Origin of the sequence: Methylobacterium sp. GC_Met_2 (assembly GCF_026540795.1) — a bacterium.
GTDB lineage: Bacteria > Pseudomonadota > Alphaproteobacteria > Rhizobiales > Beijerinckiaceae > Methylobacterium.
This window is the reverse complement of sequence record NZ_JALNUM010000037.1, coordinates 1-12,034: the sequence shown is the minus strand read 5'-3', so window position 1 is coordinate 12,034 and position 12,034 is coordinate 1. Positions and strand designations below refer to the sequence as shown.

Genomic DNA, 12,034 nt, shown 5'->3' with positions numbered 1-12,034 from the left:
ATGGCCGAGCAGGAGAACGGTGAGATCCGGATCGAGCCCTATGACGGCCCGGCGGGCGGTTGGGGCTCGGCCCGGTCGCTGGTCGAGATCCTGACCCGGGAGGGCGTACCGATCACCGGTTCGGCCTTGCTGGTGAAGCAGAACAAGCCGGACGGCTACATGTGCACGTCCTGCGCCTGGGCGAAGCCCGCCAAGCCGCTGGCCTTCGAGTATTGCGAGAACGGCGCCAAGGCGACCGCCTGGGAGCAGACGCGCCGACGCGCGACCCCCGATTTCTTTGCCGCCCATACCGTGACCGAGTTGCTCGGCTGGAGCGACTACGCCCTGGAGGAGCAGGGCCGCCTCACCCATCCCCTGCGTTATGATCCCGAGACCGACCGCTACCGCCCGGTCTCCTGGGAGGAGGCGATGGCCGAGATCGGCCGGGAGCTGAAGGCCCTGCGGGAGGCGGATCCGCGCTCGGTGGTGTTCTACGCCTCCGGCCGGGCCTCGCTGGAAACCAGCTACATGTGGGCGCTGCTGGCCCGGCTCTACGGCAACAACAACCTGCCGGATTCCTCTAACATGTGCCACGAGCCGACCTCGGTGGCGCTGCCGCAATCGATCGGCGCCCCGGTGGGCACGGTCCTGCTGGAGGATTTCGAGACCACCGACCTGATCTTCTTCTTCGGTCAGAATGTCGGCTCGAATTCACCCCGGATGCTGCACCCGCTGCAGGAGGCGCGGCGCCGGGGTGCGCAGATCATCACCTTCAACCCGCTGCGGGAGCGGGGCTTGGAGCGCTTCACCGATCCGCAATCGCCCGTGGAGATGCTGACGCGCTCCTCCACACGGATCTCGACCCAGTATCATCAGGTGAAGGCCGGCGGCGACCTCGCAGCGCTCACCGGCCTGTGCAAGGCACTGCTCGCCCTCGACCGGGAGGCCGAGGCGGCGGGCAAGTCCCGGGTGCTCGACCACGCCTTCATCGCCGAGCACACCCACGGCTTCGAAGACTTCGTGCAATTCTGCGATCGCCAGGACTGGCCTGCGCTGGAGCGGCGCTCCGGGCTGAAACGACAGGGGCTGGAGGCGGCGGCGGCGGTTTATGCCCGGGCCAAGGCGGTGATTGGCATCTACGGAATGGGCCTGACCCAGCATCGCAAGGGCACCGAGACCGTGCGGATGCTGGTCAACTTGCTGCTCCTGCGCGGCAATATCGGCAAGCCGGGCGCCGGAATCTGCCCGGTGCGGGGCCATTCGAACGTTCAGGGCCAACGTACGGTCGGCATCACCGAGAAGCCGGAATTGGCCCCCCTGGACAAGCTCAAGGAACTCTACGATTTCGAGCCGCCGCGGGAGAAAGGCCGCAACACGGTCGAGGCCTGCGAGGGTATCCTCGACGGCAGCGTGAAGGCCTTCATCGGGCTCGGCGGCAACTTCCTGCGGGCGATCCCCGATACCGGCCGGATGGAGCCGGCCTGGAGGACCCAGCGCCTGACCGTGCAGGTTTCGACCAAGCTCAACCGCTCGCACCTCGTGACCGGGGCGGTCGCCTATATCCTGCCCTGCCTCGGCCGGATTGAGATCGACCAGCAGGCGAGCGGCCGGCAGGCGGTCTCGATGGAGAGCTCCACCGCGCAGTTCCACGGGTCCCGGGGCGCATCCGAACCGGTCGGGCCGCATGTGCGCTCCGAGCCCTGGATCGTCGCCGAGATCGCCAAGACGACCCTGCCGCCCAATCCGCGGATCGATTGGGATTCCTGGGTCGGCGATTACGGCCGGGTGCGCGATGCCATCGAGGCGACCTACCCGAAAGTGTTCCACGACCTGAACGGGCGGATGTTCCAGCCCGGGGGGCTGATCAAGCCGCTCGGCGCCCGCGACCGGAAGTGGGAGACCGAGACCGGCCGGGCGAATTTCGCGGTGCCGGACGGTCTCGAGGCAGATCCAGACCTGCCGGCCCGCGGGCACGACATCCTCGACTTGATCACGCTGCGGTCGAACGACCAGTTCAACACCACAGTCTACGGCTACGACGACCGTTTCCGCGGCGTGAAGGGCACCCGCTCCGTGCTGTTCATGAACCGCCAGGACATCGCGCGCCTCGGACTCAAGGATGGCGGGGGCGTCGACGTGGAGACCAAGGCGGATGATCAGGTGGAGCGGCGCGTAACCGGCCTCCGGGTGATCGCCTATGACATTCCCGAGGGGAATTGCGGGGGCTACTATCCAGAGCTGAACGTCCTGCTGCCGCTCTGGCACCATGACGAGCAGGCCAAGACACCGGCCGCCAAGGCGATCACGGTGCGTGTGACCGCATCGACGCATTCGACCTGAACACGCCGGGGCGTCTGGCGCGCGGTCAGACTCTCCGGCATGGAACGGCCATGGATCAGGCGACACCATCGGATGCGCGGCCGGACATTCAGGCGGATGCCCGGCTGCACGCGCTTATCGAGCGGATCGCCGCCGGGGCCGTGGTGCAGGAGCCGGGCTCGGATCTCTCGCACCTGATCGCGTCTCCGGGGGCGCTCGCCGCGGCGGGGTTCGACGGGCCGGGTTGTGTGGATGCCGAATCCGGCGGCCTGCCCCTTGCGGAGGCCGACCTGTCCCGGGCTCGCATGGAGGAATCGGATTTCTCCGCGGCCAACCTGCGCCGCGCCACGCTCACCGGCGCGGTCGGGCGCTCCACGCGATTCACCGGCGCGATCCTGGAGGCCGCCGACCTCTCCGACGCCGACCTGTCGGGGGCAGACTTTTCCGGCATCGTCGCAGGTCAGGTTCGGTTCGCCGGCGCCATGCTGGAGGATGCGCGCTTCGGGCAGGCCGCGATGCGCTTCGCCGACCTGTCCGGCGCGCTGCTCGACGGCACGGACTTCGCGGGCGCTGACCTCTGGGGCGCGGATTTCACCGGAGCGGACGCGGACGACACGGTGTTCCGCAACGCTCGGCTCGACGAGGCCAAGCTCGTCGATGCCAACCTGACGCATGCGGATTTCGCCGGCGCGAGCCTCGCCAAGGCGACGCTGGCGGGCTCGCGCCTCCAGGGGGCGAACTTTTCGGGAGCGAAGCTCGACGGAGCCGACCTCTCCGGGGCCGATCTGTCGGATACCGATCTCGTACGGCTGAACCTTGCCACCTGCCGACTACGTCATGCCCGCTTCTCGGGGGCATGGCTCAACGGGACGCGGATGAGCGTCGAGCAACTCGGCGGCGCGGTCGGCGAGGAGGTGGCGGGCGATTTCGAGGCCGCGCAGGCGAGCTACCTCGCCCTGGAGCAGAACTGGAAGAGCATCGGCAGCCACGATGCGGCGAGCTGGGCCTACAAGCGCGGCCGACGAATGGGCCGCTTCCACGCCGGTCGGCAGGCGCGCGCCGCCTGGACCGGGCGGGACGGGGCCGGATTGCTGCGGCACGGCTACCGCTGGACCGCCGACCGTTTCGTCGAGTGGCTGTGCGATTACGGCGAGAGCCTGTCGCGCATCGCCCGTGCGTTCGCGCTGCTGATCGTGGTGTTCGGCGGCCTCTACGGCCTGACGGGTGGCCTGATCATCCTCGAGGGGCCGGAAGCGGGGCCGACCTACAACCCCCTCGATCTCCTGAGCTACAGCGCCCTCAACATGATGACCGCGAACCCGCCGGAGATCGGCCTCAAGCCCACCGGCCGCGTCACCAACCTGCTGGTCGGCCTCGAAGGCGCGGTCGGCATCATCCTGATGGGGCTCTACGGCTTCGTCTTGGGCAACCGCCTGCGGCGGTGAGGGCTGGGGAACCTATGGGGCCGCTTCGGGGCGCTTCTTGTGCTGGATCCCGGATCAGGTTCCGCGAACGCTCCACCTGTCCGGGAAAACGTGGAGCCCGAGAATGAAGCGCGACGACCTTTCCCGGGCGCATGCAGCGAAAGCGGAATGCGACCCGGGACCGAGCACAGGGAGCGCCGCGAAGCGGCTCATCAGGTCAACGCTACACCCTCACTCGGTCACGCTGAGCCGCTCGATCACCAAGCTCAGATCCTTCCGCAGGGCCCGGATCTCCGGCTCGCTGAGTTCGAGCTGGCACATCACGGCCTCGCGGACTGCAACGGCCTCGGCGCGGAGCGCGGCGCCCTCCGGCGTCAGCGCGATCTCGACCTCGCGCTCATCCGACTGGCGGCGGGTGCGCAGAAGGAAACCCGCGCTCTCCAGGCGCTTCAGCACGGGCGTCAGCGTACCGGAGTCAAGCCGCAGTCGCCGGCCGATCTCCGAGACCGTGACGCCGTCCTGCTCCCACAGCACGAGGAGCACAAGGTACTGCGGATAGGTCAGCCCCAGGCGTTCAAGAAGCGGCCGGTAGGATTTCGTCATCCGGTGCGCGGCCGCGTAGAGCGCGTAGCAAAGCTGATTGTCGAGGAGGAGCGCATCCGTCTCGCGCTCAACCTCCACCATGTCGGCACTCTGCACCATATCGTTCGCCTATCGCGGTCCGGGCACCGCACCTCTCGACCGCGACCGCGGATCCGTCACGATACCACAACGCGCGAAGCCGGCACACGAGCTTCAGCCGGCGATCTTTGTCTCTCAACAAACCCATTCGGCTCAAGATACCGGCTGCGCAACTGACTTCAGACTGGCGAGGAGGCCGGCCTCGTCTTCCAGCGTGCGCAGGTCCAGAAGAATGACGTCGCCGCTGATCCGGCCGATCACCGGCACCGGCAGAGCTCGCAACCGTTCGGCGAGGCGCTTGCACCGCCCCCCCGCGCCGCGGCGTGGCGATCCCGCATCCGCGTCGGGGGTCAGCATCAGGGCGGCGCTCGGCAGGGTCTCCACCGGCAGGGCGCCGGACCCGATCTGGCTGATGCACGCCGCGACCGAGACGGTGGCCGAGCCGGCGAGGCACTCCGCCACCGCGGGGGCGAGGCGCTCCGCCTGCGCGGCGATCGACGCCCGGTCCCGGGTGAGCAGCCGGAGGGTCGGCAGTTCCTCGGCCAACCGCTCGGGATGGAGGTAGAGCCGCAGCACCGCTTCGAGCGCCGCATAAGTCATCTTGTCGACCCGCAGCGCCCGCTTCAGGGGGTTCTTGCGCACACGGGCGATGAGATCCTTCCGGCCCGCCACGATCCCGCACTGGACCGCGCCCAGCAGCTTGTCGCCGCTGAAGGTAACGAGATCGGCCCGCTCCAGGGCAACGCGGACGGTCGGCTCCGGCGGCAGGCCGTAGGCGGCGAGATCGACGAGGTTGCCGCTGCCGAGATCGTCCGCCAGCGGCACGCCGCGCTCCCGGCAGAGGGCGTAAAGCGCCTCGGGGTCGGCGGCGGCGGTGAAGCCCGCGATGGCGTAGTTGCTCGGATGCACCTTCATGACGAGGCCGGTGCGCGGGCCGATCGCCTCCGCGTAGTCACGCAGATGGGTGCGATTTGTGGTTCCGACCTCGCGAAGCCGGCAGCCGGCCCGCACCATCACGTCCGGCACCCGGAACGAGCCGCCGATCTCCACGAGTTCGCCGCGGGAGACCACGACCTCCTTGCGCATGGCCAGGGCGTTCAGCACAAGCAGCACGGCGGCCGCGTTGTTGTTGACCACCACCGCAGCCTCGGCCCCGGTCAGGCGGCAGATCAGGGCCTCGACATGGTCGTCCCGCTCGCCGCGGGCGCCGGTCCCGAGGTCGAATTCGAGATTGCTCGCCTGCACCATCACGGCGGCCACCGCCTCGGCGGCCGAGCGGGGCAACAGGGCGCGACCCAGATTGGTGTGCAGAACCGTGCCGGTCAGGTTGAAGACCGGCCGCAGGGAGGGGCGTCGCTCGGCGGCGAGCCGCCGAGCCGCCTCCAGCCGGATCGCCGCCGCGTCGGGCACGGGGCCGCCCTCCGCCCGGATACCGGCCAGCACGGCCCGAACGGCACCCGTGAAGGCCGTGCGCCCGTAGGCGGCGAGATCTTCCGGCGCCGCGCTGCCGACCAGGCGCTCGACCGACGGTATCCGCCGCGGGCTCTGCGCCGCGTCGTCGGGTGTCGGGTGAATCTTGGCGGGTGAATTCATGGTGGGACCAGAGATAACGATCCGGCTGTGCTGAGCCAGCCTTATCCAGCGCGGATTATCCGCGCAGGTTGTTCCATCCTCGCTGCGCCGTTAAGGGCAAACCCTGAAAACCGTGGGCGCCGGCACTCCGCATCCTTGCGGCTGCGCCTGGACCGCGCGATCACGCCACGACCGCAACCCGCCGATGGAGACGCCGCATGTCCCGATCTGCTGCCCCGATCCATCCGATGATCCTCTGCGGGGGAACGGGGACACGCCTGTGGCCGGCCTCGCGCGAGAGCATGCCCAAGCAGTTCGCCAAGCTGGTGGATGCGAAGGTCTCGACCTTCCAGGCCAGCCTGGAACGGGTTGCCGACACCGGCGTGTTCGCCAAGCCGACCGTCATCGCCTCGGCCGAGGCCCGCTTCATCGTCGCCGAGCAGCGCGACCAAATGGGTCTTGCCGCCGACATCCTGCTCGAGCCGCAGGGCCGCGACTCCGCCGCTGCCGTGGCGGTCGCCGCGGTCCACGCCGCCGAGAGCGATCCGCAGGCCGTCGTGTTGGTCATGGCCGCCGACCACGTCGTGCCCGACATCGCCGCCTTCGTGGACGCCGTGCGGCGTGCGGCCGAAGGCGCGCGGGCCGGCTACACCATGACGCTCGGCATCGAGCCCGACCGGCCGGCCACCGATTACGGCTATATCCGCCGCGGCGAGCCGATCCACGAGGCGCCGGGTGCCGCCCGCGTCGCCCGCTTCGTCGAGAAGCCCGACCGGGCCGGCGCCGAGGCGCTGATCACGGACGGCGCCTTGTGGAACTCCGGCTACTTCCTGTTCCGCGCCGACCTGATGCTGGCCGAGCTCGAAGCCTTCGTGCCCGACGTGCTGGCGGCCGCGCGCGCCGCCTACGCGGCGGCGGTGACCGACCTCGACTTCGTGCGCCTCGATGCCGAGGCCTTCGCCAAGGCGCCCAAGATCTCGATCGACTACGCCGTGATGGAACGCACCGCCACCGCCGGGGTGCTGCCGGTGTCGTTCGCGTGGTCGGATGTCGGTACCTGGGACGCGGTCTGGCAGGTTCTCGATCACGATGAGGCCGGCAACGCGGTGCGCGGCCGTGTCTCGCTGATCGGGACGAAGAACAGCCTCGTGCACAGCCAGGGCGGCGGCCTGACCGCGGTGGTGGGGCTTGAGGACGTGGTGGTGGTCTCGACCCCCGACGCGGTGCTGGTCGCCTCAAAGGCGCATTCCGGTCAGGTGAAGGAACTGGTCAACGCCCTGCGGGCCAAGGGCGAGCCTGAGGCGGACGCGCATCTGCGGATGTACCGGCCCTGGGGCTGGTACCAGCGGATCGACATCGGCGAACGCTTCCAGGTGAAGCGGATCCAGGTGGTGCCGGGCGGGCGGCTGTCGCTGCAGAAGCACTACCACCGGGCCGAGCACTGGGTGGTGGTGCGTGGCACCGCCGAGGTGACGGTGGACGATCGGGTGACGCTGGTCCACGAGAACGAGGCGATCTACCTGCCGATCGGCTCGATGCACCGGCTGTCCAACCCCGGCAAGATCCCGCTGGAGCTGATCGAGGTGCAGGTCGGCTCCTATACCGGCGAGGACGACATCATCCGCGTCGAGGATATCTACGGACGCTGAGACCTGAACCCGGCCGGCCTGCGTTCTGGCGGGGTGAGCGCAGAGGCCGTCGCCTGCAGGCGTTTGCGTTCACCGAGCGAAACTTTCCTTCCGAGGGGCACGTAAGGGCCCGCGCTTCCCCACTCATCGGGGCTCGGAAGGAAACACGATGCTGACCAAGAATACCGGCCGCACGGCCAAGGTGCTCGCCCTGACGATCGCGCTCGGCCTCGGCGCGAGCGGCGCGGCCTACGCCAAGAATCCGATAGTCGGCGGCGCGCCGATGTACGCCCAGAAGACCATCGTCGAGAACGCGGTCAACTCGAAGGATCACACCACCCTCGTCGCCGCCGTGAAGGCTGCTGGCTTGGTCGACACGCTGAACGGTCCGGGCCCGTTCACGGTGTTCGCGCCGACCAACGCCGCCTTCGCCAAGCTGCCGCCGGGTACGGTTGAGAACCTCGTGCAGCCGCAGAACAAGGCGACGCTGACGAAGATCCTGACCTACCATGTGGTCCCGGGCGTCTACACCGCCAAGGACCTGATGGCGCTGGTCAAGAAGGGCGGCGGCCAGGGCGTGCTGACCACCGTCGAGGGCGAGCCCCTCGCCGTCGCGGTGCAGGGCAAGAAGGTCCTGGTTACCGACCAGAAGGGCAACACCGCCACGGTGACCATCCCGAACGTGATGCAGTCGAACGGTGTCATCCACGTCGTCAACGCCGTGCTGATGCCGTAAGGCGTCGCGCCCGCGGCCCGCGAGGGCTGCGGGCTCCGGCAAGCCCGCCCGCCGCGTCCCGTCATTCGGCGATCAGCTTGCCGGTATAGATCACCGGGCCCGTGGGCTGGCCGCTGGGCGAGCCCCCTGGCGGCTCGACCGAGACTGCGATCACGCCGTCCGGTGCGGTGACCTGCGGCAGCCTCACCTGACTGGGCGCTGCACCGACAAGGCCGAGGGGCTTGGCACCCTCCGCGCCGACGTACCACACTTCCAGGCTCCGCCCCGCGGGTGCGTCGGCGCCGACGGGGCGGACCTGCGCGAGGCCGGTCTGCGTGTCGACCCGCACGACGAGCGCGGGCAGCGCCCCGCCGCCCTGCACGACCGCCAGATAGCGCCCGCCCGCCGGGCTTCGTGACGGGGCGACTGCCACGAACAGCGCGAGGCCCGCGGCGAGGAGACCCGATCCCGCCGCGGCGACCTGCCAGCGCCTCACCTGCCGCCGCAGCTGACGCAGTTCGCCCCGCGGCCCGCCGCTCACGTCGGGCAGCGCGCGCAGCAGCGCCTCGCGGACCCGCGGCGGCGGCGGCACGGATGGCACGGCCCCCATCAGCGGCGCCAGCCGCCGCTCCCATTGGCCGATGCGGCTGGCCGTGGCGTGGTCGTGACTCGCCTCGCGCTCCAGCGCCGCCCGATCCTGCGCGTCGAGCGTCCCGAGGGCGTACTCGGCCGCGAGGATGTCGCGCTCGGCCGTCGGCTCCAGGCCGGGCTGGCCGCCGCTCACGAGACAGACTCCAGGCAGGTCTTGAGGCCGGCGAGGGACCGGTGCAGCCAAGTCTTGATCGTGTTGACCGGCCGGTCGAAGTGCTGCGCGAGCTCCTCCCGGGATTGTCCCTCGCAATAGGCCAGCACCACGCAGTCCCGATGCATGGGATCGAGGCGGCCGAGGCAGGCCAGAAGGGCGTTCCGGTCCAGGAAGTCCGCCGCCCCGTCGTGCGGATCGATCAGCCGCGCCACCCAATCCTCGCCGTGATCCAGTTCCGGGCCCTGATGCTCGACCTTCCGCCTCACGCTGTCGATGGCCCGATTGCGGGCGATGGTACAGAGCCATGGCAGCGGCGGCCCGGCCTCGGGCCTGTAGGCGCCCGCGGCCTGCCAGATCCGCAGGTAGACGTCCTGAAGCACGTCCTCGGCCAAGCCTCGGTCTCGCTGGATACGCAGGATCAGGCCGTAAAGTTTCGGGCTGGTCAGATCATAGAGTTCCGCCAGCTGGTCCGCCCCGCCCCGGGCAATCTCAGCGAGCAGTCGGCGCAGCGTGGCGTCGTCGGCCAAGAGGGCTCCCCACAAACTCCGAGGCGCCTTCTATCGAGCGCCCACCCGGATGCTGTTTTAGAGCAAACTGCCTGACCGTGACGATACCTCGCGTGCGCCAACCCCACCGAAAGGATCCGGTAGCCGACCGGCGGGAATTCGTTCCCTGCGGGCCTCCCCATGGTTGGGACCGTCGCGTTCGGGCACTGTGGGACGGTCGCGCCTGCGACGCAGCGACCGGCATCTGTTCCCGGAACAAAGCAGGCCGACCGGTGGATAGCCAGACGTGGGACGGATGCGGCCGCGATCGACCGCGCTGGCGCACGTTCGGAGTTCGGGGATTCGCTGCATGAAGCACAAGCCGCTCCGCGAGCAGGTCGTCGTGATCACCGGCGCCTCGTCGGGCATCGGCCTCGCCACCGCCCGGATGGCGGCCGAACGCGGTGCCCGGGTCGTGCTGGCCGCGCGTAGCGGCGATGCCCTGGCACGCATCCAGGCCGAGATCGAGGGCGTCGGCGGCAAGGCGCTCCATGTCGTGGCCGATGTCGGCAACAGGGCGGCGGTGCAGGCCATCGCGGATCGCGCAGTGGCGACCTTCGGCGGCTTCGACACCTGGGTGAACGTGGCGGGGGGCTCGATCTATGGAAAGCTCCGCGAGATCAGCGACGCCGACCACGAACGCCTGATCCAGACCAATTTCTGGGGTACGGTCTTCGGCTCGCTGGTGTCGACCGAGCACCTGCGGCAGAGTGGCGGCGCCCTGATCAACGTGGGCAGCATCGCATCGGACCTCGCCTTCCCGTACCAGGGCATGTACGCGGCCTCGAAGCACGCGGTGAAGGGCTTCACCGATGCCCTGCGCATGGAGCTACTGCACGAGAACGCTCCGGTCTCGGTCACGCTGATCAAGCCCGCCTCGATCGACACGCCCCTCCCCCAGCGGGCGCGCAACTACATGGACCGAGAGCCGAGCCTGCCGCCACCGATCTATCCGCCGGAGGAAGTCGCGAACGCCATCCTGCACGCGGCTGTGCATCCGCAACGCGACATCTTCGTGGGCGGCGCCGGCAAGGCCTTCACGGCAGGCAAGGAATTCGCACCCGGCGCCTACGACCATCTCGCCTCCGCAATCATCGCCCTTCAGAAGCGAGCGAGCGCGCCGCGCAATCCGGACGGCGCCCTGCACGCGCCCGTGCCGGCCGGCGAGACGCGTGGCGATCCGCCCCTGCCCGTGATGCGCACCAGCGTCTACACGCGCGCGACGCTGCACCCGATGGCGGCGGCCGCCGGTCTTCTCGGGATCGGCGCGGCCACCGCGCTGGCCGTCATGGGTTCGTCCGGCCGCAGGCGGCGCCTGTAATTGACCGCCGCAATGACATCGCTGCCCGGGCCGGCTCGGTCGCGCCCGGATGAACCACACGATCCCCGCATCGTGCCGCGCCGGATCGTCGAGCTGACGGATGACCGGACGATTGCGTATGCGGAAACCGGATCCGGTCCCGATCTGGTGGCGATCCACGGGACGCTGATGTGCCTGGAGGATCTCTGGCTCGGGCCGGTGCCGGCCCTAGCCGAACATTTTCGCGTGGTCGCGGTCGATCGCCCCGGTCACGGCTTCAGCGTGCGGCCGCGGGGCCGTGCCGCCGACGTCTGGGATCAGGCCGCACGCATCCGGGAGGCGGTGCGGCGCCTCGGCCTTCATAAACCCGTCATCCTCGGGCATTCCTTCGGCGGAGCGGTCGCGCTGGCGTACGGCATGCTCCATCCGGAGGAGATCGCCGGCATCGTCGCGGTCGCGCCGATCTGCTTCCCGGAGCCGCGTTTGGAACAGATGCTGTTCGGGCCCCGCGCCCTGCCCTTCGGCGGCGATCAGCTGTCCCACCTCCTCGGCGCGAGCACCGACAAGGCGCTCCTGCCGCTGCTCTGGAACGCGATGTTCTTCCCGCGAACGATGCCGGAGACCGTCGCGCGGCACTTTCCGTTCGATCTGGCGGCGCGCCCGGCGCAGATTACCGCCGAGGGCGAGGATGCCGGCTGGCTCTGGCCTGGGCTGACCCGCAGCATGCTGGCCTACCCGACCCTGCGCGTTCCCGTACGCATTCTGGCAGGAAGCCCCGATCTGGTGGTGAGCACGGCCCTGAACGCCCAGCGCGCGGCCCGCATGATTCCCGATGCGCGCCTCGACCTGCTGCCCGGTGCCGGCCACATGCTTCACCATTTTCATGGAGACGCGATCGTTCGGGCAGCGTTGTCACTCCGACCGGGCTAGCAGACGCGGCTTGCATGCCTTCGGCTCGCGAAGAATACGCAGTCGGCTTCTGGAGAGCTTGAGTGACTGCCGCCTGACGCATGGCGGCCTCCGCTCATGCGAAACAGGATACATCCGGCCGGATCGGCGACCGCCT

At 69.5% G+C, this 12,034-nt stretch carries 10 protein-coding genes; 6 read left to right on the top strand and 4 right to left on the bottom strand.

The genetic code is table 11. The features are described from left to right. Entirely contained in the window at nt 1-2,319 is a 2,319-nt protein-coding gene (locus OXS49_RS14560) for an FdhF/YdeP family oxidoreductase (protein ID WP_267425157.1), read from the top strand. Nucleotides 2,320-2,369: 50 nt separating this feature from the next. Beyond that, the gene (locus OXS49_RS14555; protein ID WP_243998147.1) at nt 2,370-3,743 is read left to right on the top strand and encodes a pentapeptide repeat-containing protein; all 1,374 of its coding nucleotides are present in this window, start codon (nt 2,370-2,372) and stop codon (nt 3,741-3,743) included. Between the two features lie 210 nt (nt 3,744-3,953). On the opposite strand, the gene OXS49_RS14550 is transcribed toward OXS49_RS14555, so the two are convergent. Together OXS49_RS14550 and selA are read right to left on the bottom strand one after the other, a co-directional pair. Then, complete coding sequence (locus tag OXS49_RS14550) at nt 3,954-4,424, bottom strand: MarR family transcriptional regulator (protein ID WP_243998149.1); 471 nt, start codon at nt 4,422-4,424, stop codon at nt 3,954-3,956. A 132-nt stretch (nt 4,425-4,556) separates the two neighbouring features. Next, entirely contained in the window at nt 4,557-5,996 is a 1,440-nt protein-coding gene (gene selA / locus OXS49_RS14545) for an L-seryl-tRNA(Sec) selenium transferase (RefSeq protein ID WP_267425154.1), read from the bottom strand. 197 nt (nt 5,997-6,193) lie between these two features. Between selA and OXS49_RS14540 the strand changes: the two genes are divergently transcribed. Both OXS49_RS14540 and OXS49_RS14535 read left to right on the top strand, forming a co-directional pair. Continuing rightward, nucleotides 6,194-7,624, top strand: coding sequence for a mannose-1-phosphate guanylyltransferase/mannose-6-phosphate isomerase (locus OXS49_RS14540; RefSeq protein WP_267425152.1), 1,431 nt, complete (start codon nt 6,194-6,196; stop codon nt 7,622-7,624). Nucleotides 7,625-7,772: 148 nt separating this feature from the next. After that, the gene (locus OXS49_RS14535) at nt 7,773-8,339 is read left to right on the top strand and encodes a fasciclin domain-containing protein (RefSeq protein ID WP_267425151.1); all 567 of its coding nucleotides are present in this window, start codon (nt 7,773-7,775) and stop codon (nt 8,337-8,339) included. 61 nt (nt 8,340-8,400) lie between these two features. Here OXS49_RS14535 and OXS49_RS14530 read toward each other — a convergent pair whose 3' ends face one another. Continuing rightward, entirely contained in the window at nt 8,401-9,102 is a 702-nt protein-coding gene (locus OXS49_RS14530) for an anti-sigma factor (RefSeq protein WP_267425150.1), read from the bottom strand. Further along, on the bottom strand, nt 9,099-9,650 hold the full coding sequence (locus OXS49_RS14525; RefSeq protein ID WP_243998159.1) for a sigma-70 family RNA polymerase sigma factor: 552 nt from the start codon (nt 9,648-9,650) through the stop codon (nt 9,099-9,101). Before OXS49_RS14525 ends, OXS49_RS14530 begins: the two co-directional genes overlap by 4 nt. Before the next feature lie 328 nt (nt 9,651-9,978). Here OXS49_RS14525 and OXS49_RS14520 point away from each other — a divergent pair, with 328 nt between their 5' ends. Continuing rightward, entirely contained in the window at nt 9,979-10,989 is a 1,011-nt protein-coding gene (locus OXS49_RS14520) for an SDR family oxidoreductase (protein ID WP_243998161.1), read from the top strand. A gap of 72 nt (nt 10,990-11,061) precedes the next feature. Next, on the top strand, nt 11,062-11,898 hold the full coding sequence (locus tag OXS49_RS14515; RefSeq protein WP_267425149.1) for an alpha/beta hydrolase: 837 nt from the start codon (nt 11,062-11,064) through the stop codon (nt 11,896-11,898). The last annotated feature ends 136 nt before the right edge of the window (nt 11,899-12,034 follow it).

Coding starts and splice junctions, on each gene's coding strand:
- OXS49_RS14550 (WP_243998149.1), bottom strand. CDS start 4,424: ATGGTGCAGAGTGCCGACATGGTGGAGGTTGAGCGCGAGACGGATGCG.
- OXS49_RS14520 (WP_243998161.1), top strand. CDS start 9,979: ATGAAGCACAAGCCGCTCCGCGAGCAGGTCGTCGTGATCACCGGCGCC.
- OXS49_RS14555 (WP_243998147.1), top strand. CDS start 2,370: ATGGATCAGGCGACACCATCGGATGCGCGGCCGGACATTCAGGCGGAT.
- OXS49_RS14540 (WP_267425152.1), top strand. CDS start 6,194: ATGTCCCGATCTGCTGCCCCGATCCATCCGATGATCCTCTGCGGGGGA.
- OXS49_RS14560 (WP_267425157.1), top strand. CDS start 1: ATGGCCGAGCAGGAGAACGGTGAGATCCGGATCGAGCCCTATGACGGC.
- OXS49_RS14535 (WP_267425151.1), top strand. CDS start 7,773: ATGCTGACCAAGAATACCGGCCGCACGGCCAAGGTGCTCGCCCTGACG.
- selA (WP_267425154.1), bottom strand. CDS start 5,996: ATGAATTCACCCGCCAAGATTCACCCGACACCCGACGACGCGGCGCAG.